Annotated in this window: 15 protein-coding genes and 4 pseudogenes; 11 read left to right on the top strand and 8 right to left on the bottom strand. The window is 68.9% G+C overall.

The genetic code is table 11. The features are described 5' to 3' along the window. Positions 1-197: pseudogene (locus C3488_RS33620) on the top strand (ABC transporter ATP-binding protein); the annotation flags it as partial. Then, a complete protein-coding gene (locus tag C3488_RS33615) occupies positions 157-1,017 on the top strand; it encodes an ABC transporter permease (protein ID WP_103844674.1) in 861 nt (286 codons plus the stop codon). The pseudogene C3488_RS33620 and the gene C3488_RS33615, both read left to right, overlap by 41 nt. 17 nt (positions 1,018-1,034) lie before the next feature. Here C3488_RS33615 and C3488_RS33610 read toward each other — a convergent pair whose 3' ends face one another. From C3488_RS33610 to C3488_RS33595, 4 genes and pseudogenes are all read right to left on the bottom strand, one after another. Beyond that, positions 1,035-1,217 carry a hypothetical protein gene (locus tag C3488_RS33610; protein WP_103844673.1) on the bottom strand — a complete coding sequence of 61 codons (183 nt, stop codon included), beginning with the start codon at positions 1,215-1,217 and terminating at the stop codon, positions 1,035-1,037. A gap of 357 nt (positions 1,218-1,574) precedes the next feature. After that, positions 1,575-1,772: pseudogene (locus tag C3488_RS33605) on the bottom strand (CoA-binding protein); the annotation flags it as partial. Positions 1,773-1,834: 62 nt separating this feature from the next. Next, entirely contained in the window at positions 1,835-2,242 is a 408-nt protein-coding gene (locus C3488_RS33600) for a CoA-binding protein (protein WP_103844672.1), read from the bottom strand. 449 nt (positions 2,243-2,691) lie between these two features. Continuing rightward, positions 2,692-3,018: a hypothetical protein gene (locus C3488_RS33595; protein WP_146067977.1), complete on the bottom strand. Its 327-nt coding sequence runs from the start codon at positions 3,016-3,018 to the stop codon at positions 2,692-2,694. A 212-nt stretch (positions 3,019-3,230) separates the two neighbouring features. On the opposite strand from C3488_RS33595, the gene C3488_RS33590 reads away from it, so the two are divergent. The 6 genes from C3488_RS33590 (at position 3,231) to C3488_RS33565 (ending at position 12,425) form a co-directional block, all read left to right on the top strand. Continuing rightward, complete coding sequence (locus tag C3488_RS33590; RefSeq protein WP_103844670.1) at positions 3,231-4,760, top strand: ATP-binding protein; 1,530 nt, start codon at positions 3,231-3,233, stop codon at positions 4,758-4,760. Beyond that, positions 4,760-5,800 carry a PD-(D/E)XK motif protein gene (locus C3488_RS33585; RefSeq protein WP_103844669.1) on the top strand — a complete coding sequence of 347 codons (1,041 nt, stop codon included), beginning with the start codon at positions 4,760-4,762 and terminating at the stop codon, positions 5,798-5,800. The genes C3488_RS33590 and C3488_RS33585 overlap by 1 nt, the downstream gene beginning before the upstream one ends. Before the next feature lie 55 nt (positions 5,801-5,855). Further along, positions 5,856-8,831: a Z1 domain-containing protein gene (locus C3488_RS33580; RefSeq protein WP_103844668.1), complete on the top strand. Its 2,976-nt coding sequence runs from the start codon at positions 5,856-5,858 to the stop codon at positions 8,829-8,831. Between the two features lie 125 nt (positions 8,832-8,956). Further along, a complete protein-coding gene (locus C3488_RS33575; protein ID WP_103844667.1) occupies positions 8,957-10,015 on the top strand; it encodes a DNA cytosine methyltransferase in 1,059 nt (352 codons plus the stop codon). Positions 10,016-10,058: 43 nt separating this feature from the next. After that, the gene (locus tag C3488_RS33570; RefSeq protein ID WP_219822358.1) at positions 10,059-11,228 is read left to right on the top strand and encodes a DNA cytosine methyltransferase; all 1,170 of its coding nucleotides are present in this window, start codon (positions 10,059-10,061) and stop codon (positions 11,226-11,228) included. A gap of 1,002 nt (positions 11,229-12,230) precedes the next feature. After that, entirely contained in the window at positions 12,231-12,425 is a 195-nt protein-coding gene (locus tag C3488_RS33565) for a hypothetical protein (RefSeq protein WP_103844666.1), read from the top strand. A gap of 314 nt (positions 12,426-12,739) precedes the next feature. Here C3488_RS33565 and C3488_RS42095 read toward each other — a convergent pair. The 4 genes and pseudogenes from C3488_RS42095 to C3488_RS33545 form a co-directional block, all read right to left on the bottom strand. Beyond that, positions 12,740-13,014, bottom strand: a pseudogene (locus C3488_RS42095) (helix-turn-helix transcriptional regulator); the annotation flags it as partial. A 173-nt stretch (positions 13,015-13,187) separates the two neighbouring features. Next, on the bottom strand, positions 13,188-14,150 hold the full coding sequence (locus tag C3488_RS33555; protein ID WP_219822357.1) for a DUF6339 family protein: 963 nt from the start codon (positions 14,148-14,150) through the stop codon (positions 13,188-13,190). Continuing rightward, positions 14,150-15,127 (bottom strand): hypothetical protein, encoded by a 978-nt coding sequence (locus tag C3488_RS33550; protein WP_103844664.1) that lies wholly within the window; start codon positions 15,125-15,127, stop codon positions 14,150-14,152. Before C3488_RS33550 ends, C3488_RS33555 begins: the two co-directional genes overlap by 1 nt. Continuing rightward, positions 15,124-17,241: a helix-turn-helix transcriptional regulator gene (locus tag C3488_RS33545; protein WP_103844663.1), complete on the bottom strand. Its 2,118-nt coding sequence runs from the start codon at positions 17,239-17,241 to the stop codon at positions 15,124-15,126. The genes C3488_RS33550 and C3488_RS33545 overlap by 4 nt, the downstream gene beginning before the upstream one ends. Before the next feature lie 696 nt (positions 17,242-17,937). Here C3488_RS33545 and C3488_RS33540 point away from each other — a divergent pair. The 3 genes and pseudogenes from C3488_RS33540 to C3488_RS33530 all read left to right on the top strand — a co-directional run. Continuing rightward, the gene (locus C3488_RS33540) at positions 17,938-22,749 is read left to right on the top strand and encodes a DEAD/DEAH box helicase (protein ID WP_103844662.1); all 4,812 of its coding nucleotides are present in this window, start codon (positions 17,938-17,940) and stop codon (positions 22,747-22,749) included. Then, positions 22,746-24,650, top strand: coding sequence for a UvrD-helicase domain-containing protein (locus C3488_RS33535; RefSeq protein WP_103844661.1), 1,905 nt, complete (start codon positions 22,746-22,748; stop codon positions 24,648-24,650). The genes C3488_RS33540 and C3488_RS33535 overlap by 4 nt, the downstream gene beginning before the upstream one ends. Then, positions 24,647-25,312, top strand: a pseudogene (locus tag C3488_RS33530) (DNA helicase); the annotation flags it as partial. The gene C3488_RS33535 and the pseudogene C3488_RS33530, both read left to right, overlap by 4 nt.

Genomic DNA, 25,312 nt, shown 5'->3' with positions numbered 1-25,312 from the left:
TGCACCACGGCCGCGTTCGCGCCCTCGGCACCCCCGAGGAGCTGCGGAGCGGCCTCGCGCAGCGGCTCGGCACCGAAGGACCGCTGCCGACGCTGGAGGACGTCTTCCGCGACGTCGCCGGCAGCGGACTCGACGACCAGTCAGGAGACTTCCGCGATGTCCGAAGCACCCGCCGCACCGCGTCCCGCGTCGGCTGACCGCAGCCACCCGGCGGACCTCGCCCTGCTGGTGGCCCCGCCACGGGCCCGTACCGGCCTCAGGGTGCTGCCCGCCCGGGTGGGCGCCATGTGCGCCGTCGAGCTCCAGAAGCTGCGCCACGACCGCACCGAGCTGTACACCCGGGCGGTCCAGCCGGCGCTGTGGCTGCTGATCTTCGGGGAGACGTTCACCCGGATCAGGGCGATCCCCACCGGCGGCATCCCCTACCTCGACTACCTCGCGCCCGGGATCATCGCCCAGTCCGCGATGTTCATCGCGATCTTCTACGGCATCATGATCATCTGGGAGCGGGACTCCGGCATCCTCACCAAGCTGCTGGTCACCCCGACCCCGCGGGCCGCGCTGATCGCCGGAAAGGCCTTCGCCGCCGGGGTGAAGGCGCTGGTCCAGGCGGTCGTGGTGGTCCTGATCGCGGCACTGCTCGGCGTCGCGCTGACCTGGAACCCGCTGCGGCTGCTGGGTGTGGCGGTGGCCGTCGTCCTCGGCTCGGCCTTCTTCTCCTGCCTGTCCATGACGATCGCGGGCATCGTCCTGACCCGGGACCGCCTCATGGGCATCGGCCAGGCGATCACGATGCCGCTGTTCTTCGGGTCCAACGCCCTCTACCCGGTGCACGTCATGCCCGGCTGGCTCCAGGCCGTCAGCAAGGTCAACCCCTTGAGCTACCAGGTCGACGCCCTGCGCGGCCTGCTCCTCGGAACACCCTCCCACCTGCTCAGCGACTTCCTGGTGCTGCTGGTGGCGGCGGCCGTGGGCATCACGTCGGCATCGTCACTGCTCGGACGTCTGGCCCGCTGACGCGGGGGAGAGGCGGCTCACCTCTTCTTCCAGAACGCCATCAGATCCGCGAGCGCCCTGATGATCTCGGGGCGCTGCGACGCCTCCGCCTGCCGCAGACTGATGGCGAGCGACAGAAGGATCATGGCGACGAAGAGGCCGACGGCGTAGACGAAGAGCTGAGGGGCGGCCACGGCCACCTGCTCCAGTACGGACCACATAGCGCCTCCCGGACATTTCCAGCCGCTGCGTCCGAGAGACTCCGGCAGGGCGCGAAGCCCCTCGACGAAGGCAGGTCGATCGATCTCCGTGGTGCTTTGTGTCGGGTCGGCGGCGCCGGCTGCTGCAGCCCGTGCGTCGGTCCCGGTCGAAGGTGAGGGGCCCGTACGTCGAGCAGCTCGGCACCCTGAGCGGTTCGGTCTCGTCGACGTCGGCGGAGGCGGGGCGGAACTCCTCGCCGCCGCCCGACCAGTTACTTCGTCGTATCAAGCTATCCGAGTGGGCGGCCCGAACCCGGATGACGCGCGCACCGGTTCACTCTCCCGGCCCCGTCGGCTCGTCGGCCGGCTGTCGCCACCTCAGCTCAGGGAAGGGATCTCGATGGCCGGGCAGCGGTCCATGACCATCTCCAGGCCGGCCGCGCGGGTGCGCTCGTACGCCTGCTCGTCGATGACGCCCAGCTGGAACCAGACGGCCTTGGCGCCGATCGCGACCGCTTCGCCGGCGACCGGACCGGCCAGCTCCGAGTTGACGAAGACGTCGACGACGTCGACCGGGACAGTGTCCGCGGGTGCGCTTCCGTTTCGTACGGAACTGGAGGCGTGAGCAGTGGGCGTCGTCAGCCGAGCCGTGGAATCTCGATGGCGGGGCAGCGGTCCATGACCATGTCGAGGCCCGCTGCGCGGGCGCGCTCGTACGCGGCCTCGTCTATGACACCGAGCTGGAACCACACCGCCTTGGCGCCCTTGCCCACGGCTTCATCGACGACCGCGCCGGCGAGCTCGCTGTTGACGAACACGTCCACAACGTCGACTTCGAAGGGAATGGCTTCAAGGGACGGATAGCCCTGCTGCCCGTGAACGGTCTCGGCTTTCGGGTGTACGGGGACGATCCGCTTGCCGTAGCGCTGCAGTACTTCTGCGACTCCGTAGGCGGCCCGCCGCTGATTCGAGGAGAGGCCGACGATCGCCCAGGTGTCACCGAGTTCGGTGAGGATCTTGCGGACGGTGTCTGTCTCGCTGTGCACGCTGTGCCTCCCATGGGCCGGGTGTTCGCCGCAGGAGGGAACGACCGTCGGGTGCGCATCATTCCCGCGGTTCCAAGCGCCTGAGAAGAGGGGATCCAGCAGCGCAGGTTCGGATCCCCAGCGGGGGACATGGGACATGGAGGCGGCAGGAGTCGCTGGCCGGGGGTGGGCAGCCGGTGATCCGGACCGTCCGACTGAGCACCGCGATGTGGCGAGCAGCCGCTCCGGCATGCCGGAACCCTCGGCCCATGCCAACGCGGCATGAGCTCGCGCAGCCGGGGCCGGGCGAGGAATTCCAGGTTGAGGTCGAGGATCGCACCGAGATACGGGGTACGCCCCTGCCGAGGGCCTCGGCTTCGGCGGTGGTGGCCGCGGTGGGTTCTTCTGCTCTCGGAGCAGACGGAGAAAGAGCCCGGCTACGAGGAACTCACCCCGTTCCCGAGTTCCACTCAGAAGAGTGTCCGCCATCGCCTGGCCCAGGCGCTCGGCGGCGGGAGCGAGCACCACGCGGATGTGCCGGTGCCGATGGGCCGGAGTACGCGGCTGACGAAGTTCACCAGGTCTCGTCGCAGTCGTTCGGCTGGAACCTCATCCAGGTCGAGCAGACCGTCACGTTCGGCGGCGTCCTCGAGAAGATGCCGGAGTCCTTCTTCTGGACGGGGCGCGATCAGCACCCTGCACAGGGGCTTCATATCCGCCCGTCGAGTCGACGCCAAGGGCAGCAACAGGGCGGTGACGAGGTCGTTGGGATGCTCTGCCTCGTCCACGGCGTCCATCGGCTCGCCCTCGCCAACCCTCCTCCGGTTCTCGGCCATCTCGACCCAGCGGGCGAGAGTCTCTGTGAGCTCGCGGTCTCCTCCCACAACGGGACCATCGGCGGGACTCATTCCTCAAGCCGTGGTCAGTGCCATCGAGTACGGTCTTTCTCGCGTCGTACCACGATGTTCGAATCCGTCCGTGAACGGGCGCACACCCGACAAGGCAGGTCATGGTCAGCGAGTGGCAGTTCGAGGTCCCCACGGCCGGCAGCAAGCGGCTGCCTCCCGACGGGCGCTACATGGAGGCGCTCAGTAGTCAGGGATACGGATTCGACGTCGCTATCGCCGACCTGGTGGACAACTCCATCGATGCCGGCGCGCATGACGTATTGATCCACTTCCTGCGCGACGGGGACCAGCTGGTCAGCCTCGTGATAGTCGACGACGGCAAGGGCATGGACGATGAAGAACTCGACGTGGCCATGACCGTCGGCGGGCGCCGCGGCTACGACGAGAAGGCGCTCGGCATGTTCGGCACCGGGCTGAAATCCGCGTCGCTCAGCCAGGCCGAATCCGTGACCGTGGTAAGTCGCACCAAGCGGACCCGGCCCGCAGGCCGCCGCTGGCTCATGGAGCGCGCCAAGCAGGGCTTCGAGTGCGACATCGTCGATCCGGACTTCGCTCAAGATTTCGTCGACTTCTATCAGGGGCGGCCGATCGCCTTCCAGGGCACCATCGTCCGCTGGGACGGCGTCAAGGACTTCCCCACGCACGGTGGCGGCGGCCAGACGGACCGCTACCTGCACCGGACCGCCAACAAGCTGGGCCTGCACCTGGGGCTCTACCTGCACCGTTTCCTGGCGCGAGACGACTTCCACATCACCATCTCGGTCCAGGATGTGCGTACCGGCATGGAGTACGCGAACTACGGCGTCGAGCCGCTCGACCCCTTCGGCTACCCCACCTCCGGCGATCCGGCGTACCCGAGCACCTTCAAGGTCGACATCCCCTCAGTGGGAGCGGTCCGGCTCGATGCCCACGTCTGGCCGCCGCGCTCCTCGGTCGACGAGTACAAGGCCTTCGGAGCCGTGGTGGAGCGGGAAGGGTTCTACTTCTATCGCAACGACCGCCTCGTCCAGGCGGGCGGCTGGAACAACTTCCGCCAGCCCGAGCAGCATCTCGCCCTGGCTCGCGTGGCCGTGGATCTGCCGGACGATCCCGACAGCAAGGTCTTCCGGCTGACCGTGAAGAAGGAGGGAGTGCAGGCGGCCCCTGAGTTCGTCAGTTCGCTCGAAGCTGCCGAGGACGACCAGGGGCGCACCTTCGCTCAGTACCTCGCGGACGCGGAACGGGTCTACCGCGAGGCCCGCAAGCGCGCCGGTGTCGCGCGCAAGGCCGCCGTCCCACCGGGGCGCGGCATCGATCCGCAGGTCCGCCAGGTGATCGAGGAGGAGCTGCCGATGCTCACCCATGAGGATCCGCTGCAGGTCCGCTGGCAGAAGCTTTCCAACGACAAGTTCTTCGAGATCGACCAGGACGACCACGTCATCCTGCTCAACCAGCACTATCGCGCCGCTCTGCTCGGCGGTCGCAACGGCTCCCTCAACGACGCTCCGATGGTCAAGTCCCTCATATACCTCCTCATGCAGGACGCCTTCCAGCGCGAGCGCATGGGCAGCCGACTCAAGGACAACATCGAGCTGTGGCAGTCCGTGCTCGTCGCCGCCGCACGCGCCGAACTCGACCGGATGGCCGACTGATGAATACGCACGCAGAAGGCACCGAAGACGGCAACGTAGTCACGGCGGGCGACGTCCCCGCGTCCGCGACATCCCACTCCGCCGCGCTCCCGTGGACCTCGGTCGAGCACTATCTAGGTCGCGGTCTCGCCGCGAGCTATCGGCTCTCCGCCACCGGTAAGCCACTCGTCTCATATGAGATCGCGGACGGCGGGCGCGGCATCGCCCTCCACGTCGAACTCGACCGCCGCCACCGCCCTCCCCGCTCGCCGTTGCCCGCCGTACGCATCGAACAGATCGCACGTCCCGACGGTCGACGCATGGCACGCATCACCACACCGGAACCCGAGCTCCTGCGCGATTTCCACGACATGCTGCTGGCCGTGGCGGGGCGCATCATCGCCGGCGGACAGGGCTTGGACGAGGCCTTCGACGAGACGGTGCACGGCTGGGGCGCCCTGCTGGGCAGGCCGCGCCGCATGTCTCTGGAGAAACGTCTCGGACTCCACGGCGAACTCGCCGTCCTCGGTCGTATAGCCCGAGGTGTCGGCTGGAGCACGGCGCTCGATACGTGGGTGGGACCGACGGGCGAGGAGCACGACTTCGCCCTCGGCGATGCCGACCTTGAGGTCAAGACCACTGCCGCCGAGGCCCGGAAGCACACGATCCACGGTCTCGGGCAGCTCTCGGAGACCCCGGGCCGCCCGCTGTGGTTCGCGTCCCTCCGCCTCACCCGAGGAGGTGCCGGAGGCCGCACACTCGGGGATTCGGTCAGGGCGACCCGCGACGCGGCCGCCGCGGAGAACATCGCCCTGGGGCGACGCCTGGACCGGCTCCTCGAAGCTGTCGGCTGGGATTCGCAACAGCCGGACGACGAGCGTTGGACGCCCCGGGACAGCCCTCTGGTGCTGCGCGCCACCGACATGCCCCGCCTCACGGACGACGACCTTCCGGGTGGCGCGGACGGGCGGATCGACCGCGTCACGTACGGCGTCGACGTCACGGGGCTCCCGCCGGCCGACCGACCCCCGATCGACCTCTCCGACCTCGTGCTCCCCTGACTCGCCCAGTTCCACCCCGTGACTTCGGCCCCGTTCGGCACCACTGAGGAAGACCATGACCAGCAGCCCTACCGACGACCTCCTCCAGCAACTGCACTATGCCGTCCTCTCGGACATGCGCACCAGCCGGCCCAAGAAGCTGGTCCGAGCGCTCTCCTACCAGGCGGAGGAGCTGCCGCCCGAGGCCGAGGTGCTGGCGACGGAGGATGTCCTGCGTAAGGCGCTGGAGATCGCTCGCCCCACGGACCGGCTGGTCGAGATGTGGCGCAGGCAGCTCACGGAGTGGGACTTCGCGCCTGATCCCGCCTGGTCGGACAGCCCCGAGCGCACCGAGGCGCGGCGTGACGACGTCTACGGTCTCCTCGGTCTGTCCGGGGAGACCCGCAAGCTTCTCGACGACCTCATCCCGGTCTCCAAGGCCGATGGGCCGGTCGTCATCAGCGACGAGTTCACCCCCTGGTACACGCCGCAGTCGCAGCGAGGCCTTCCCTGTTACTGGCCGTCGTACCGCTCCTACCTGGAGAAGAAGGGGTGGGCCCCAGAGGCTGTCGCAAGCCTCGACGTGGCCAGCGACGCCGTCGTCGAGCGTCTGGCGGACCCGACCCGGGCCGAGGCGTACCAGGCGAAGGGCCTCGTCGTCGGCTACGTGCAGTCCGGCAAGACCGCCAATTTCGCCGGCGTGATCGCCAAGGCCGTGGATGAGGGTTACCGGCTGGTCGTCGTCCTCGGCGGCACCCTCAACATGCTGCGGGCTCAGACCCAGCGCCGCCTCGACATGGAACTCGTCGGCCGCGAGAACATCCTGCGCGGCGCGAGCGAGTACGAATCCGACTACGCCGACGACCCCGCCTGGAGCCAGGGCAGGTTCGCGACCTTCGGCGCGTTGCCGTCCGCCCTCGACGCGTTCGACATCGTCCGCCTCACCACTCGCGACGACGACTACAAGAGCCTGCTGCAGGGGATCACGGCGCTCGAATTCGAGAAGCGCGAGCCCGCGCTGCCCCTGTTCGACCCGCGCAACCTGCACCGATCGTCGGCCCGCCTCATGGTGGTCAAGAAGAACAAGACGGTCCTCACCAAGCTCGTGAAGGACCTCAAGAAGATCAAGACACCGCTCTCCGAGATCCCCGTCCTGATCATCGACGACGAGTCCGACGAGGCGTCCGTCAACACCTCCGACCTCGCCAAGCCCGACGCCGAGCGCACCGCGATCAACCAGAAGATCTCGGAACTCCTGCGGATGCTGCCGCGCGCCCAGTACGTCGGCTACACCGCCACCCCGTTCGCCAACGTCTTCGTCGACCCCAGCGACGCCGAGGACATCTTCCCGAAGGACTTCATCGTCTCCCTGCCCCGCCCGGAGGGGTACATGGGAGCCCGCGACTTCCACGACCTCGACTCCCCGATCCCCGCCGAGGAGCGTACGTTCGCCAACTCCAACGAACTCGCCCACGTACGCAATATCACCGTGGACGCCGAGGACGAGAACGACGTCTGCCTTCAGCGGGCCATGGACATGTTCGTGCTCACGGCGGCCATGAAGCTGTACCGAGCCGACGTAGGCGGCCTCGGCGACCGGCACTTCCAGCACCACACCATGCTCATCCATGAGTCTGTCCGGACCGAGGTCCATCGCGAGCTCCTCGGCAAGGTGGCCCAGATGTGGTGGAACGCCGGGTACATGGGGCCACGCGGCCACGAGCGCCTGCGCGAACTCTTCGAGACCGACATCGCCCCTGTGTCGGCCGCCCGTGCCGACGGCCATGCCGTCCCGCCGTCGTACGACGCTCTCGCCCCCTACGTCGGCCCAGCTGTCACCCGCATCGGCGGGGACGACAAGCCGATCATCGTGGTCAACGGCGACAAGGACATCGAGACCGGCGAGGCCGACTTCGACAAGCGCTCCATCTGGAAGATCCTCGTCGGCGGCCAGAAACTCGCCCGGGGCTTCACCGTCGAGGGCCTGACCGTCTCATACTTCCGCCGCCGCGCGGGCAACGCCTCCACCCTGATGCAGATGGGCCGCTGGTTCGGTTTCCGTGACGGCTACCGGGACCTCGTACGTCTCTTCCTCGGGCGCGCCGAGACCGTGGGCTCCAAGGAGATCGACCTGTACGCGGCGTTCGAGGCGATCTGCCTGGACGAGGAGAACTTCCGAGCCGAGCTGAAGCAGTACGCCACGATGGTCGACGGAAAACCACAGGTCACCCCGGACAAGGTCCCGCCGCTGGTCTCCCAGCACCTGCCATGGCTCAAGCCGACCAGCCCCAACAAGATGTACAACGCGCGCCTCGTCGAACTTCGTTCGCCCGGCCAGTGGCAGGAACCCACCGCCTACCCGACCAAGGTCGCCGACCTTCGCCACAACACCAATCTGTGGACGCCCGTTCTCGGCACGCTGCCCACCACCGTCACCTCGTGCGCCTACCACTTCCCCGGCGACGGCACGCGCGAAGGTGTCAGCCACCGGTTCGACGCGTTCGTCGGACGGCTCTCGCCGTCGGAATTCCTCGATCTCGTCCGCGAGGTGCGCTGGTGTGCTTCCTCTCAGTTCGCGCCCCATCTCACGTATCTCACAGAGATCACTGAGGCCACCTCGGCCGAGGTGGACGACTGGCTGCTCATCGCCCCGCAGCACACGAAGCGCGCCCAGCGGCTGACGCTCGGCGGCGATGGGCGCACGTTCGCCTGGTACGGCCGTGAGCGCCGACGCGACCCGCTCTTCGGTGCGATCAGCGAGCCCAAGCACCGCGCTGCGCCGCTGCGCATCGCCGGCGCCCTCGCGGACTCGGACGATCCGGCCACCGAGAGCCTGGTCGCCCCGCGCCGAGGCGTCGTGGTCGTCTACCCCGTGGTCGAGGCCAAGCACCGGCCCGCCATCAGCGAGGACGGCCGACTCGCGCCGGAGAAGATCGTCATGGCCTTCTCCTTCGTGGCGCCCTCCACGGCCCGCCGCGGCGACGGCCGCGTTCTGCGCTTCACCACCGTCGACTCGGCCAAGGAAGGGCAGGCGATCATCGACGCCCGATGAGGCCGGGAGCCTCTGTCCTCCCGCCCGGCCGCCCACTACCCTCGCTTAAGATCTTGTGGGTCGGTCGGCTGGCCAATGCGTGCGCGACGAACCGTCCGTGGCGATGACAGGAGAACAGCACAGTCATGACCCGGGGGAACGTGACGTCCGCCGCCGACCACGGCGATGTCGAGCCGCCGAGCCGCTTCACCTCGCTCCAGATCTGCGCGGGTGCGGGCGGCCTGGCACTGGGTCTCGAGGATGCCGGATTCGATCCCGTGCTGCTCCTGGACAGCCGCCCGATCGCGTGTGAGACGCTGCGCCTCAACCGACCGCACTGGGACGTCCGCGACGTCGACCTCGTCGACTTCGACCCTGTCGACCATCGGCAGGTGTACGACGTCGACCTGCTCTCCGGCGGCCTGCCCCGTGTGAAGTCGCCAGCGGCGGTCGCGCGCACACGCGGCGACGCCGCGGAGCTGTCGGTACTGAGGGCGGCCGTCGATCTGATCTATGGCGTGCAGCCGCGCGCGATCCTCCTGGAGAACGTGCCGGACCTCGTCCGGCACAGCGACTATGCGCCGATACGCGGGTTCGTCGCCGAGGAGCTCGGCCACCTCGGTTATCGCTTCCAGTGGCACGTCTTGAACGCCAAGGACTACGGCGTGCCGCAAAGCCGAGAGGTCGGGGTGCTGGTCGCAGTCAAGGGCGACCTGATCGACCGGTTCGAATGGCCGAGGCCGCATCCCGGTCCGCGTCGCACCGTGGGAGAGACCTTGCGGGACACCATGAGCGCGCGAGGCTGGCCCGACGCCGAGAAGTGGGCCGCCCAGGCGGACGTGATCGCTCCCACCATCGTCGGCGGTTCTTGGGAGCGAGGGGGCGCGGACCTCGGTCCGACGGGCGCCAAACGCAGTTGGGCGCGCATCGGAGTTGACGGCGGTACGGTCGCCGACCACGTCCCCGACGCCTGCTTCGACTGGAATCCCGCCCTGGGCCGCCCCGGTCTCGTCCCGCTCACCGTCGACCAGGTCGCCCTACTGCAGGGCTTCCCGCCGGAGTGGCAGATCGCCGGTCGGAAGACGGCTCGATACCGACAGGTGGGCAACGCCACACCGCCTCCGCTCGCGCGGGCGTTGGGGGAAGCGATCGCATCCGTCCTGCGTTCCGCGCATAATAGCCCGATACAGGTGGCCGGACAGTGACCGCCGGTCCGCTTTCGGCGACCGGTCGATAGACTTCCGCACCATGAACATTACGCCGCCCCACCCGCCGCGACGTGGGCCTTTCCACATCGTCGATCTTTTTGCGGGTCCGGGTGGCCTGGATCTGGCGGCTGAAGTCCTGGGCATCCCCTCGATCGGAATCGAGTGGGACGATGGCGCGGTAGCCACCCGGCTCGCCGCGGGACTGCGTACCGAGCCCGGGGATGTGCGGCTTTTCGGGCCCGGCGACGCGCAATTCGCCGAGTGCAACGTGCTGGCCGGCGGACCGCCCTGCCAGACGTTCTCGATCGCGGGCAACGGCACCGGCCGCAAGGCACTCGACCTCGTCACGGGCTTCATCCACCGCATGCACGACTGGTACAAGCGTGAGAAGGCGGGCAAGACGGGGGAGACCTGGGAGGACATCCAGCGAGCCTTGGACAAGCTCGACGACGAGCGCACAGGCCTGGTCCTTCAACCGCTTCGGTGGGTCTTCGAGGCCATGCTGCGTCCCCGGCACGGAGGGCAGACGCCTCAACCGTTCGAGGTGATCGTCCTGGAGCAGGTCCCCGCCGTCATCGAGGTATGGCACGAGTACGAGAAGGTCCTGCGCGCCATCGGTTATGACACGGCAGCGAAGGTCTTCCATACCGAGCAGTACGGCGTTCCTCAGACGCGCCGTCGCGCCGTGCTCGTGGCTCGATACGGGGGCCCGCCGGCGCGCCTGCCAGCACCGACGCGCCAGCTGTACCGCAAGGGCGCGTCACCTACCGAGTACCTCTTCGGCCGTGAGTCGTGGGTCTCCATGGAGGATGCGCTCAAGGACGTGTACGAGCGCGTGCCGGAGGCTCGTCGACGCACCATGCCCTTCTGTGTCGTCTCCAACTACGGCAGTGGCGGCGACCCCAAGGCCCGGGGTCGTCGTGAATCGGACAAGCCGTCCGCGACCATCACGGGCAAGTGGAGCCGCAATCGCATCGTCGGCGTGGACTCCCCCGAGACGGAAATGGAGCGACTCACTCAGGAGGAGGCCGGGGTCTTCCAGAGCTTCCCGTACCGATACCCGTGGCGCGGAAAGGATCAGGCCCAGCAGATCGGCAACGCCGTACCGCCGTGGTTCGGCGTACACGTCCTGAGTGCGGCACTCGACCTCGGCGCCCCTGGCGATGACGTCTGGGAGCGTCTGCTGCGCTGGCCCGAAGAGTTGGACTAGGCGTCTGTGGCGGACCCGTCGGCCTGAAAGCGTTTCTGGAGTCCGCCGCTGCCCTGCGGGACAAGGCAGGCCCTGGCTGCGGACGGTGGTGTCGGCAATGCAGGACATCACCGACTATGGCGAGTTACCGTCCGCCGACCGACACCGGCCAGGATGTCGCCCCTGGGGCAAGCGATCGCCCTGCGTCGTCATCGGGCCCCGTTCCGGCCCCAAAGGATGATCAAGACGGAATCTTGGACGACGACGTCTGCGTCCGTTGGGACCGAACATCGTGGACCTGCGGACTGCGTTGCAGGCGAGCGCGTCGCCCGGCAGAAAGGCGAGTGCACCCGGAATCTGCGGGACGCCGACATCCTCGCCTCGCTCGGCGACTCCCCTCTGCGAACGGGCCAGCCGCCGCGGCTCGAAGACGGGAAAGGCCGTCGATTCCCGTACCCCTCACCTCACCCGCGTTCTGCAGCCCGAGATCAAGCAACGCGTCCCCAGCGAGGTCCTCGCCGACCTTCAGCGAAACTTGCACGCCTTGATCCGCCGATACGATCGCGACGCACCCACCTACCTACGCCTTCCCGAGCTCGAGGTTCTCACCGAACTGGATCCGCCCGCATACTGGATCCGAGTATGCGGCGGCATCTTCATCATCGAGCTCCGCCACTTCGAGCTGTAAGCCCAGGCCGTCGGCAAGATGGACTATTCCACCCCGCCGCCTTATCGCATCACGGTCGACGGCATCTACGAGCCGGAGTAACCAACAGCATCCGACGCCGCACGAGGTCCTCCCAATGCCGGCCTGGTCTGCGAGATGGGATTCTGGTCGAGTCTTTCCGAGAGGTCGTGGTCGGAGCGGAGAACGTCGGGCCGATTCGTGCCGACAGCAGTGGCCCCCTTGTCCTCCCCACCGCGATGGAGTAGACAGCTGGCGACTAGGCCGCCTATGCGGCCGACTGAGCCAACGCGCCAGCCAGTGAACTCGCCCACAGACAACAGAGAGCGGCACACCCGATGACCACCTCGGACCTCTCTGCAGACTGGCTGACCACCTGGCAGCGCGAGATCACCACCGCACTGGAGCAGACGCTCCACTTCTTCGAGAGCACCCTCGGCTATTCGCCCGGTGCGAGGTGCTCTTGGCTGACGAGGAAAGCCGAGCCGCACTGGCCCAGCTCAAAGGGGCCCCCGACATCCCGCAGGCTCTGAGCACCTTCTACACCACAATCCTGGAGGCTTCGCTACCCGATCTCGACCATGAGTACTGCGTCCACTCACCTGCCCAGGTGCACAACGACCTCACACAATGCGGCCCCGTCCGCGTCGCCGAGCACCTCAGAGGCATCGTGTTCGGCAGCGATGGTGGAGGCATCCTGTTCGCTCTCGATCAGGACGGGAGGGTTCACCGATCCACCACGCCATCCTGGTTCGACGACTCGAGGTGTTTGCCCCGACGCTGGCCCACTTCCTTGACCAGCTTCGCCAGGCTGTCGCGGACTTCGCGGGTCGTGGAAAGGTTTGCTCTATGCCCCTATGCCAGAGACGGCAAGGTCGTCTGCCACTTCAAAGCGCTCAGAAATGCAAGACGAGGTACGCCACGCTCGGCGCCGCTCCGCCGCTCCGCGCCGGTAGGCGCTGGGCGGCATGCCGACCACTCGGTGAAGCGGCTGGTGAACGTGCCCAGCGACGAACAGCCGACCGCGGAGCAGAGCTCGGTGACGCTGAGGTCGCCACGCCGGCGCAGCGCCATTGCGTGTTCGATGCGACGCCTCATCAGGTACGCGTGCGGCGACTCGCCTTCAGGTGGCCCCGGAACCGGCAGGCCGAGCAGATCCTCGCCCCCCTGCGGGCTGAGTGCCCGGCGGACATGTTCACACAGCGCCTCGGCGTCCGGGAGCGGCCCTGACCGAGGCAGGGGGGAACACGGCCGTCGCGTTGACCCAGCACGTTGCTCGGGCCATCCGCCTCCCCCTACACCATCCAGGGTGGAAGGTCCTTCTCCAGACTCACCCCCTTCCGCTGAACCGGCACGGCCGGTGCCTCGGGCGCTTCGGTCGCCTCCTCCTGTGTACGACCACGGCGGCGGAGCGGAGCCTCGGCGAGGAGCTTGTCGAAGAGGGGGAGGAGGGCGTCGACGGCGGCGCGAGGGACGCGGCCGTCGTCGGGGCCGTCGGGGAGGCGGTCCCAGGGGACGGCCGGGGCGTCCTCGGCGTCGGCGATCCAGTCGTGGAGCTCGTCGACGAGCGGCGGGGTGTCGGGGGCGAGGACGTCGTAGACGAGGGTGCTGCCGGCGGTGTTGACCGCGGCGGACAGCGCGTTGACGTGGTCGCCGACGCGCGGCTTACCCGCTGAGATCAGGCGTTCGAGGACGCGGAGGACGGCCTGCGCGGTCGGCCGGTGGTCGATGACGTCGAGGCGGAGCGTGGTGTTGAGGATGTCCTGGACGCCGCAGGCCATCTCGACGGGTCGGTAGTCCGCCCCGTCGCGGAAGAGCTCGGCCGCCCACCACAGGCGGGAGAAGCACTGCGTGTAGTGGGGACCGGAGAAGCGGGAGCTCTGTGCGATCTCGCCGCCCTTGTGACGCCATATGACGTAGTCCGGGGCGACGAGCACGGCGAGATGGTTCCACAGCCTGCCGTCGCCGGCCTCGGCACGCGTCATGCGGAGCGTGGCGTGCAGGCGCGGGGCGAGCCAGGCGTCGGCGGCCGTGCGGTTGTCGTCGAAACGCGTCATCGCCTCGCCGAGGAGTTCCCGGATCGGCGCGGTGCGCCACCGAGCCTCGTTCTCGGGGAGGGACGTGCTCGCCTTGCGGAGGGCGACCTGCGGCGGATTCTCCTGGCCCGACTGCATGCCGCGGCTCAGGTGCTTGGCGACGGCGGCGTCGGGCAGCAGGCCGAGGACCGGTGGGACGTCGAAAGACGTACGGTGCGGCATCAGTCGGCGCTCCTCTCGGCGCGGTCGACGGCTCGTACCGCGTGGGTCAGCTTCTTGGTGATCTGCGCGCGACGGCCCGCCGCGTACTGGATGCTGGTCTGCAGTTCCGACCAGCCGAAACCCTTCGTACGGCGCTCGTCGATCTCGTAGAGCGCGTCGGTGAGCTGCCTGCCCGGAAGGACATCGGGCAGCATGGAGCGAAGCACCGACTCGCGCCAACCGGCGGGCATGACAGGGGTGCCGTCCTCGTCGACGTCGAGATCGCTCACGGCGGTGTGGAACATGGCGGTCCAGGCGTCCTGGGCGATCTGAGAGGCCGTCATCTCTCGCAGCATCTTCTCCGCCGGACTGCCGCCACGGCCGCCCAGCACCTCCATGAGACCCTCCACCGCAGAGGTGTTGAGATAGACGATCGGCATATCGCCGGACGTCTCGACGATCCACGGCGACTCCTTGAAAGGCCGCAGCCATTCATGCGGGCCGTCGCGGAAGTCGACCTCCACGATCTCGATCTCGCGCTGGCGGACCGGTGTGGCTTCCTCGAGGTCGACGTACCAATCCTGCTCGCACGAGCCGATGAGCCGCCCGGGAACCCCGTCCACGGTGGCGACGACCATGAGGGAGAGCGTCGCTCGCCGCAGGTGGGCGGTGCGGGAGAGCGCGATCGAGCCGGTCAGGGAGCCATCCGGCGCGCGGTGGAGACGTGCGGTCGTGCGCGCGTTCGTGGCCTTCTCGGTCAGGACCGCGAGGCAGGTCACGTCGCGCCACGGGCCGCCCGCCAACTCCTCGTCAGGAAGGGCTGCTTTGAGGTCGAGGACGGCTTCCTCCCATTCGGCGCGCCCGGACTGGTGAAGGGCGACGACACGCTCCGCGAGCGACACCTTGGTGTAAGGAAGCGACTTGCCGTCGACGCCGACCGAGACGACGTCGCACAGCACGTCGCCGAGGATCGTCGGGTAGGGGAACACCGGCTTCACGCCGCACCTCCACGGGCCTTGGGCACGTCCACGGCGAGTCGGGCGTAACCGCCCTGGACCGGATGGCTCGCGGGATCGGTCACGCCCCTGAACACCGCGGCGCGCACACCGGGTTCGACGATGATCGTGCCGTTCTCGGCCCGGCAGGTCTCGGAGCCGACGAGCAGCTCCCAGTCCACGGAGGGCCGGCCGCCCGAGCGCACGTCGAACTTGGCGACCGGGGCCAGCACCCATGGATCGTCGGCATCCGGCAGCCGCAGATGGACGGTGACGTGCCAGGCGCCGCGGTCGTCGATCCGGGCCTCGACGTTCCGTACGGTCGGGAACGACTGGGCGCGGCGGCCGCCCCCGGCCCCTGCCCCTGTGTCGAGCTTCAGCAGCTCGCGCAAGACCGCAGGGCCGTCCTTGCGGGCGATCTCCCGCTTGCCCACGAGGGAGCGGACCGTCTTGTCGATCGCCGAGCGGAACTCCTTCAGCCTGGCCAGCGCACCGCGCTGGTACGCCGTGGTCAGCTCCTCGGTACGGTCCCACCGATCGTGCTCGGGCGGCTCGGAGGCGCGCAAGAAGGCCTCGGCGAGCGCCACGTCCTCGCCGTCCCGCCCGGTCGCGTAGCCGGCGAGCAGGACTGCCTGGAACGACGCGGCGCCCAACGGCAGGTCGCGTGGACGCTGTTCGGTGATGGTCATGCGATTGCCGCGCATGCAGACCACTCGGTTGATCTGCGCGTCGTTGTCGTCGGCGGGGGTGAGCAGGAGGACGGCGAGGTGCTCGCGGCCCCTGTCACGAGGACGGCCCTGGCCCTTCAGGGGTGTGACGACCAGAGGGACGTCGGCGCGAGCCACCTGCTCCGCGGCAGTCAGCTCGTCGACGGTGTCCCCGTCGAGGTACGCCTGGAGGGCTCGGCTCAGCGCCGGGTGGTGGGTGTGCGGGTCGACCTGCTGCTCCGGGATGTAGACCTCGCCGTTGCGCAGCGTGGTGACGCGCGCCTCCAGAAGCGGGCCGGCGGACCGCCCCCCGATCATCGCCGCCCAGAAGCCGTCGGCGAGCGACCGTACGAGCTTGTCGTGCATCTCCTGCAGCGACTCCGCGTCCCCGGAGGCGTCGTATGCGCCGACGATGAGGAAGGAGGTGCCGGGCTCGTCGCCGGCACGCCCCAGGTGCAGGCTGCGCAGGGTGTCCTCGTCAGCCCACCAGGATCGGGAGACTCCCTCGTGATCGGGCTCGGTGTCCGGCTCGCCGAGCCAGGCCGGTCCCGCATACGCCTCCCCGTCCAGCTCGTGCCAGGGCAGGTCAAGGCGCCCGACCACACGACCGGCCGTATGGCCCTCGTGGGGCTCCGACAGCGTCGAGTTGATCAGTACGAGTCCGAAGCGGCTCGTCGCCCACAGGGTCGCCTTGCCCAGGCCGTACGAGCCGCCGGCCCGTCCGCCGGTGACCTTGTGGCTGTCGAGCTGGCGGCGGACGACCGCGGCGAACCGGCCGTCGCTGTACTCGGGGCCGGTCAGGCCCGCCGCGTTGTAGTCGTCGACGCGAAGAAGGCGCAGCCGGCGTTCCTGCGCGAGCTCCTCCAGGGCGGAGCGGAGACTGCGGGAGACCTTCTGGTCCCCGCGAGAGGCCTCCTCGTAGTGGGGCGAGAGCTCGTCCCAGCGCAGGGCGGCGAGGAACGCGTCGAGGTGCGCGCCGTCCAGCTCGTGCAACGTGTAGTGGACGCGTACCGGGGAACGCTCGTCGTGGCGCTCGTCCAGGGAGTTCTGGGTCGCCTCGCGCGCCAGCACCGAAAGGTCGGCGTCGAAGGCGAACGCGGCGGCGTTGCCGTACTCGCGGCCGCCGTCGGCGTGGGCGGGACGGTGGTGCCAGCGCACCGGCCGACCGGTGGGCACGTCGATCGTGCGCGTCACCACCGAGGCGAGATCGGTGCCGAGGATCTCGGCGATCCGCGCCTTGGTCTCGTCACGCGGTTCGGCGCGACCGGTGATCCACGCGGAGACGGCGGCACGCGTCTTGCCCACCTCGGTGGCCAAGTCGGCCTGCGACATGCCGGCTCGACGCAGCTGACGTCCCAGCCACGGACCGAAGGCCTCGCCGCGAACGGCGGGCGGCGGAGAATCGGGCATCGTGGGGCAGGCCTCCTGTACACGGCGGCGATCGAGGGGGTGCGGGAGCTTGGGCCTCCGAGGCTAGCAAGCGCCTTTGACAGTCGAGGCTTGTGTCAAAAGAAATCTGACAACGGCTGACGGGGTGCGCCTTATAGCAGGCCGGTCTGACAACTGGGAGCCGTGATTCCGTATTAGGGGTCTGTCGAGAAACGCTGGACACCGCTGGCTCACGCCCCCTAGGGTCAGCGCTACTGACGAGTCCTCACACGGACGTATCGCTTCGGGACCCTTGTCTCGAGAGACCGGTGCCCCCGTCTGAACGCTCGTCATCCGCGTCCGCCCGTTCTTGGGCGGCGCCGTCTGACTTGAGCAACTGGGGGGTTGCGTGTCTGCTCTGGGGGGCTTTGTGTCTGCTGTCGATACTTCCTGACCGTCGTACCGCCAGCGCGGGTTGTTCGCGGCTCGGCGCTTCTTGCGATCCTCTGCCATCGCAACGTCATCAGCACCATTCGTGCACCATCGGCTCCCGGCTCGGGTGCGTCCTGAGCTCCGTGCACTTGGGATCTCAACGCCCCGCGCGATTCGATCCGACCGCTTCGTGCGTTCGCCTCGACCATTCCGCGACGCGTATTCCTCCCGGATCACGATGGGCGCGCATCAGTCGACACGCCGTCTCCTGCTTCGGCGTGCCTCTTCACGAGGAGACAGACACACGTGAACGAAACACCGGACGGCGCCGTACTGAGCGCCGTCGCCGAACTGTCCGACCTGGCCCTGCGCACGTACCGCATCAACCCCGCGCTGGTCGAAGAGCATGCCAACGGCGAGCGACGGATCACCCAGGGCGGCTACGGGGATCGGCAGCTCTTCGAGGTCGTGCAGAACGCGGCGGACGAACTCCAGCAGCACGCCGGAGGCCGCATCGAGGTCGTGCTCACCGAGTCTCACCTCTACTGCGCGAACGAGGGCACGCCCATCACTCCCCAGGGCGCGGAGACCATCCTGCGCATGGGTGTCTCCCGCAAGCGCGGCGGCCAGATCGGGCGGTTCGGCGTCGGCGTCAAGTCCGTGCTCTCGGTCACGGACACGCCGCAGTTCTTCGGCGTCACCGGTTCGTTCGGGTTCGACGCGGCGTGGTCGGCTCGGGAGATCCTGGCCGCGGTGAACGCAGGCCGCGCGGATCGCGGTGAGCCGCCGCTCACCACCGAGCAGCTCGGCGACACGCCTGTCCTGCGGCTCGCCCGACCGCTCGACGAGGCCGCCGAACGTGCTGCCGACCCGGTGCTGGACAGCCTCATGAGATGGGCCACCACGGTCGTACGGCTGCCGCTCCTGCCGGGTGCGGTGCACAAGCTGAGCGCCGACCTCCACCGGCCGAGACAGCAGGGGGAGGACAAGGAGTTCCCGCGTCTCTTCCAGCTGTTCTCGCACCACGTCGGCACGCTGCGACTCGAGGACCGTAGCGTCGTCCCCAACGTCATTCGCGAGATCACCGTGCGCCACAACGGCACACGGCACGTCATCTCCGAATCGCGTCGTGGACAGCGGGCGACGAGCGAGGAATGGCGCGTCTTCTCCATCCCGCACCAGGTCACCGACAACGCCCGGGGCAACGCGGGAGAGTTGCACGATCGCGTCACCATCGACGTGTCGTGGGCCGTCCCCGCCTATTCGGTCGCCGACTCCGGCGCCCGGCTCGTGCCGCCCGCGCGCGGCACCTTCTGGTCGTACTTCCCGACCAAGTATCCGACCACCCTCAGCGGCGCACTCAACGCCGCCTGGAAGACCAACGAGGACCGACAGAACCTGCTGGACGGCAGCTCCCTCAACCGAGAGCTGCTCGACGTCGCCGCCAAGCTCATCGTGGGCTCGCTCGACGAGCTCGTCGTCGCCGAGGACCCCGGCGCGTACCTGCCCCTGCTGCCCGGTCGTGCCAAGGAGTCGCCGAACTGGGCGTGCGAGTACCTCACGAAGCGGGTGTGGGCCACCGCCGCCTGCAACCCCTCGCTCCCGGACCAGCGGGGCGAGCTGCGTGCCCCGCAGGAGCTGCGCATCCATCCGGCCGGCACCTCCTCCCGCGCCATGGAGTTGTGGCGTTCATACGAAGGCCGTCCGACGGACTGGGTCCACCACTCGGTCGACTACGACCGCACCCGTCGCGGCAAGGTGGGCCACATCCTGGAGGCGGCCGGCATCGAGGCCGGTGGCGCGAGCGTGAGGGAGTGGCTGGAGGCGCTGGTCGAGGACGGCACCGCCGAGGCATCTGCCGCGGCGATCCGGCTCCTGGCCCACCTCCTCGACAACGACCTGCGCCCCGTCGACGAGGAGCACCGCCAGGCCTCCGAGGACGCCCGTAAAGCGCGCATCGTGCTCACCGAGTCGCACGGCATGGTGGCTCCCATCGCCGGCAAGGTGTTCCGCCGCACCGCCGAGGACGGCCTTCGCGACGACCTCGTCTACGTCGCCTCCGCCCTCTCGGACGACCCCGCTCTGCTCAGCGCCCTGGACCGCATCGGCATCCGCGACGCCGATGCCCAGGGCCGCTTCCTCAGCGTCCTCGACCAGGGCTTCCAGGGGTATACCGACGAGTCCTGGACACGCTTCTGGGAGCTGCTGCGCAGTGCCGGCGGCGCCGGCCAGCTGCACCGCATCCGCGACCGCGTTCCCGACCCGGACCGCCGCCTGTGCTGCCGTACCCGCGAAGGGTCCTTCCGCCCGCTGCGGAACTGCCTGCGCCCTGGACCGGTCGTCCCCGCCGACGGCAGCCGCGACGCGTCGGTCGCCGTCGACGCCCGCTTCCACGCGGACGACATGACCATCCTGCGCGACCTCGGCGTCCTCGACCGTCCCGTGCGCAACGACGACCCGTCCGAGGACGACTGGTTCGCGGAGTACCACGCGGCCGTCTACCGCCAGTACAAGCACTCCGCCGGCAACGCCCGTATCGTCACGGAGAAGAACCTCGCCGTCGAGGGCGGCCCCGTCGGCGGCCCGATCCGCCTCTTTCTCGAGCTCTCGGAGGCAGGACGCGCCGCTTTCCTCCGAGAGCTGCCCACGGAGTCGATCAGCAAGTTCTGGCAGCGGCAGGAGGGCAAACGGGCTGCGAGTCGCACCCCGGTCATGTCCCCGATCCGCTGGGCGCTCCTCAAGTGGGGATACGCGCAGACGTCGCAGGGACTGCGTCCGCTGCGCGATGCGGTCGGCCCGCAGCTGTCCCCGTACGCCGATGTGCTGCCGGTCGCGGACCTCGAGCCTGATAAGGCCGCGATCCTCGGGCTGCCCACCAGCGAGGCGGAAGTCCCTGCAGAGCGTTGGACGGCCCTGCTCGACCAGATCAAGCAGAGTGAGGACGACGCCTTCATCGGACGCAGCTACGCCTTGCTGATCCGCGTCGGATACGACTTCTCCGAGGAGGCGACGGTCCGTTGCCGCGTCGGAGACCACTGGGAGGAGCGGCCCGACGGAGAGGCCGCCGTCGCCGTCTCGCGCGCCGAGTTCGACGAGCTCGTCGCCGAACGCCACCCCGCGCTCCTGCTCGATCGGCCCCAGGACGCCGAGCAGGCCGAGTTCATGATCGAGGAATGGGGGATGAACCGGGTCGCCGAAGTGATCGAGAAGCGCTTGCGCTTCGTCGCAGTCGGAGAGCCCGTCCCCGTGACCGACCTCTTCCCGCCGCTGCGCCAGCGGCTCGGCAGCAGGGTCGGTACGTACTCCGTGCAGAACTGCTCCGAACTCGAGGAGATCGTCCGCACTCCCAACCTCGCCACTAGCCGCAGCGAGCCATTGGACAGTGTGCGTCAGGACAACACCCTCCTGATCGTCGGCGCAGGCCGGGACCTCGACACACTCATCGCCGCCGACCGGGAGTTCGGCTGGGGCCTGGGCGCATCCGGCTGCCGCGATCTTCTGCGCCTTCACGAGCAGCAGCTCGCCGATCAGGAGCTGCGCAGGCGCATCGCCGCCATCCGCACCACCCCGGACGTGGTCGACAAGCTCGTCCTCCTGCTCAGCCCTGAAGACCTGAGGCTCGGCCTGCCCGAAGGCCTCGTCGACAGCGAGATCGCCGAGACCGGCTGCGAGCCGGATCACCGCCGCCTTGCGGAGATGGCGGTCAACGCGCACGGCGAGAGCGTGCTCCGCCACCATGCCAAGGACCTCAGACGCACTCTGCCGAACGTTCCGGACCGCTTCAACGGCGGCCACACCGCGCTGAAGTTCGTCGCGGACCTCGGCTTCGACGACGCGTTCGCCGGCTTCAGCATCCCGTCGCCGCCCACCCGCGAGGAGATCCCGGCCCCCACCGAGTATCCGGCCCTCCACGACTATCAGGAGCGCCTCGCCTCCGACCTGTACCGCATGCTGTGCTCTCGCACGCCTCAGCGCGCGATGCTGAGCCTCCCGACCGGCGGCGGCAAGACCCGTGTCGCCTGCGAGGGCGTCATCCGCTGGGTGCATGCGAGCGGCGCCCCCGAGGGCCCGATCGTGTGGATCGCCCAGACCGACGAACTCTGCGAACAGGCCGTCCAGAGCTGGAAGTTCGTGTGGTCCAAGGTCGGTGCCGGCGAGAACCTCGTGATCGACCGGCTGTGGAGCACCAATGCCGCCACCCCCATCACCGGCCGTCCTCACTTGGTCGTGGCCACCGACGCCAAGCTGCGCTCCTGTCTGGACACCGACGAATACGCCTGGCTGCGCAAGGCCTCCCTGGTCATCGTCGACGAGGCGCACGTCGCCATCGCGCCCCAGTACACCCGCATCCTCGAACTCTTCGGCCTCAGTCTCACCCGCAACCAGACCCGCTGCCACCTGGTCGGTCTCACCGCCACGCCGTTCCGCAACGACTCCGATCTCACGGACCGTCTGGTCAAGCGATTCGGCAACCGCCGCCTCGACGAGGGCCTCTTCGGCGACGACGAGCCCATCCACGCTCTGCAGCGTCTGGGCGTTCTGTCACGCGTCGAGCACCGGCAGCTGCCCGGCACCAAGGTCGCCCTGACCGAGAACGAGTTGCGCAACCTCGAGCAGTTCGGCGGCCTTCTTCCCAAGACCGCCGAGTTGCGTATCGCCGCCGACCAGGCCCGAAACGAGCTGCTGCTCGACGAGATCGCGAAGATGCCGGACGACTGGCCCATCCTGGTCTTCGCCACCTCGGTGTCGCACGCCAAGGTCCTCGCAGCCAAGCTCCGCGACCGCGGGATCACGGCCGGCGCCATCGACTCCGCGACCCTGCCCGCCGAACGGCGCCGCATCGTCGACGAGTTTCGCAAGGAACGCATCCGCGTCATCACGAACTACGGCGTGCTCTCCCAGGGCTTCGACGCCCCCGCCACCCGCGCCGTCGTCATCGCCCGACCCGTCTACAGCGCCAACGTCTACCAGCAGATGATCGGCCGCGGCCTGCGCGGCAAGCGCAACGGCGGCAAGGACGACTGCCTGATCCTCGACGTCCGCGACAACATCGTCAACTTCGACGGAAAGCTCGCCTTCACCGCCTTCGAGCACCTCTGGCAGGAGAACGCCCGGTGACCCTCACCCTTGCGGCCTCGGTCGCCCTGACCGAGGCCCAGCTCGACGTCGTACGGCAGCCCTGGGACGCCCGCGCGCTGGTGACCGCCGGTGCCGGGGCGGGCAAGACGACCACCCTCACCTATCGACTGGAGCACCTCACCTCGGTGGAGGAGCTGGAGGCGCGCGAGATTCTCGTGCTCAGCTTCTCGCGCGCCGCCGTCCGCGAACTGCGCGAACGCGTGGACCGCCTGGCGCACACCGCACGGCGCGTCCGCGCCCAGACCTTCGACGGCTGGGCGCTCGCCCTCCTGCTCCAGGAGGACCCGCAGCGCAACGACCTCGCCGGCACCACTTTCGACCGGCGCATCGAGCTGGCCACCGAGGCCATCGACCGCGGGGTTATGGAGGCCACCGAGGCCGGCGTCCCTGCGCATGTCGTCATCGACGAGGTGCAGGACCTCGTCGGCGTGCGCCGCGAGATGGTGGAAGCGCTCTTGGACGAATACGCCGACGACTGCGGTTTCACCGTCGTCGGCGATGCCGCCCAGGCCGTCTACGGTTTCCAGGTCTCCGACCCCGACCAGCGAGCCGGCGAAACGAACCGATTCTTCGACTGGGTGCGCCGATCCTTCGGCGACGACCTGCGGGAGTTCACGCTTTCGGAGAACTTCCGCGCTCGCACTCCTGAGGCGCGCACCGCCCTCGCATATGGCGCGGCGCTGCAGAAGCTGCCGCAGGACCGGGCCGAAGCCGACCGGGAGGCCGGACGCATCCACGCCGAACTGCGTGCCGCCTTGGACCGGCTGCCGGATTTCGGTCCCCTCGGCAGCGACATCGTGCAGAAGTCGCTCATCCTCCCGGACACGAGTACCGCGATTCTCTGCCGCGACAACGGGCAGGTGCTGTCCTTGTCCGGCCGCCTGCGCAAATACGGCGTCGACCACCGAATCCAGCGTTCGCCCCGCTCCCGCCCGGCCCCCGCCTGGATCGCGGACCTCCTCAACGCCACGGACGCCGGCACCATCGGCGAGGAGCGGTTCCACGCGCTCCTCGCAGGGCTCTCCAACGCCGACGACGTGGACGAAGAGCGCGCCTGGCGATCCCTGCGCCGGATCGCCGCCGCACCCCGCAACACCCTGGACCTCGACGGAGTACGCCGGGCCGTCCTCGAAGTCCGCCTCCCGGACGAACTCACCGCCCCGCCCGCGCATCCGCTCATGCTCTCCACCATCCACCGCGCCAAGGGCCTGGAATTCGACCGCGTACTCGTAGTCGAACCCCAGCCGCTCGGCGAGCGGCGCGGCGGCGACGAGGACCGGCCGGCCGAGGCGCGCCTTCTGTATGTGGCCATGACCCGACCCCGGGACGATCTCTACCGTCTGGAGCCGCCCCACACCTGGCAGTTCCGAAAGGATCGGAACGGCACGGACCGTTGGTACCTCCGCGGACGCGTTGACTTCGCCCGCAACGGCATCGAGGCCTGCGATCTCGACGTCGACCACGCTCGTCCGGCAGGCACGGACGACCACGCCGCGGTCCAGCGGTACCTGCGCTACCAGGTGCGCCCCGGTGACGAGGTCGAGCTGATCCGCCTGCACGACCTGCCTCCCTCCGGTCACGAGACCCCGCCCTACGGCGTCTTCCACGGTGGACGCATGATCGGCCAGGCCTCCGAACGCTTCCGGCGCGACCTGTGGCGCCTGCTCAAGCAGAACAAGGGCTGGCAAGTCCGCAAATGGCCCTACCGCGTCACCGAATTGCAGATCGACTGTCTGGAGGCCGTCGCCGGCGATCCCGCGACCACCGCGGGCGTCGGCCTCGGCGACCGCGGCATCTGGCTAGCTCCGCGCCTGGCGGGCATGGGCCGATTCGACTGGCAGCACGCCGAGTACGTACCGGAAGGACACCTCGCACAGTGACCGCACCCGACCACGGCGCTCATTACGCCCTGCGCCGCGAGATCCGCGACTACCTGCGCACCGACCTTCTGGGGCCGGTCGGCGGCCCCGAGGAGATCCTGGCCGACGACGCGCCGATCAGCGCGTATCCGATCGGCGTCCTCTTTCCCCAGCAGACCGGCGCCGCCGCGTCGGTGGAGGACGCGAGCACGCCCACCCCCGATCTCGTCCGTGGTGACGACGCCGAGCAGGATTCGGACGGACTCGGCGTCGCCCTCGCCAACCTCCGCAAGCCGTCCTCCATGGGCGTCACCTTCGCCGTCGACGCCCGCCGGGCGGACTCCGTATTCGCTCATGTCACCGGTGCCGTTTATCTCCCCGAGGACGAGAACGGGGATCGGGTCGAGCCCCGCCGCAGCGAGGCCCGCACCACCGAGCGGCAGCGCGAGCGCTGGCGCCGTGAACCCATCGCTGCCAACCCGATCGACATCGACGTGCACACGCCTGGTCTGATCACCGCCGATCCCGCCCCGGCGTCCGGCCTCGATCTGCGTGTCCTCGTACGCCCCGTCGATCCGTCGACCGACACCGTGACGATCACCGCCACTCTCGTCAACACGCACCGCACCGGCGAGTACGACCTTCAGGACGCGTACTGCTTCTACCAGCCTCAGCTGCGGTTC

The sequence above is a fragment of the Streptomyces sp. Ru72 genome (assembly GCF_002920635.1).
Taxonomy (GTDB): Bacteria; Actinomycetota; Actinomycetes; order Streptomycetales; family Streptomycetaceae; genus Streptomyces.
Note: the sequence above shows the minus strand (reverse complement) of the source record. Positions and strands in the feature narration are given on the sequence as shown.

Bases quoted from the DNA above. Each gene is read 5' to 3' on its own strand.
- C3488_RS33615 (WP_103844674.1), top strand. From the start codon at position 157: ATGTCCGAAGCACCCGCCGCACCGCGTCCCGCGTCGGCTGACCGCAGC.
- C3488_RS33570 (WP_219822358.1), top strand. From the start codon at position 10,059: ATGAACATTACGCCGCCCCACCCGCCGCGACGTGGGCCTTTCCACATC.
- C3488_RS33555 (WP_219822357.1), bottom strand. From the start codon at position 14,150: ATGCCGCACCGTACGTCTTTCGACGTCCCACCGGTCCTCGGCCTGCTG.
- C3488_RS33580 (WP_103844668.1), top strand. From the start codon at position 5,856: ATGACCAGCAGCCCTACCGACGACCTCCTCCAGCAACTGCACTATGCC.
- C3488_RS33575 (WP_103844667.1), top strand. From the start codon at position 8,957: ATGACCCGGGGGAACGTGACGTCCGCCGCCGACCACGGCGATGTCGAG.
- C3488_RS33545 (WP_103844663.1), bottom strand. From the start codon at position 17,241: ATGCCCGATTCTCCGCCGCCCGCCGTTCGCGGCGAGGCCTTCGGTCCG.
- C3488_RS33590 (WP_103844670.1), top strand. From the start codon at position 3,231: ATGGTCAGCGAGTGGCAGTTCGAGGTCCCCACGGCCGGCAGCAAGCGG.
- C3488_RS33610 (WP_103844673.1), bottom strand. From the start codon at position 1,217: ATGTGGTCCGTACTGGAGCAGGTGGCCGTGGCCGCCCCTCAGCTCTTC.
- C3488_RS33595 (WP_146067977.1), bottom strand. From the start codon at position 3,018: ATGGACGCCGTGGACGAGGCAGAGCATCCCAACGACCTCGTCACCGCC.
- C3488_RS33565 (WP_103844666.1), top strand. From the start codon at position 12,231: ATGACCACCTCGGACCTCTCTGCAGACTGGCTGACCACCTGGCAGCGC.
- C3488_RS33585 (WP_103844669.1), top strand. From the start codon at position 4,760: ATGAATACGCACGCAGAAGGCACCGAAGACGGCAACGTAGTCACGGCG.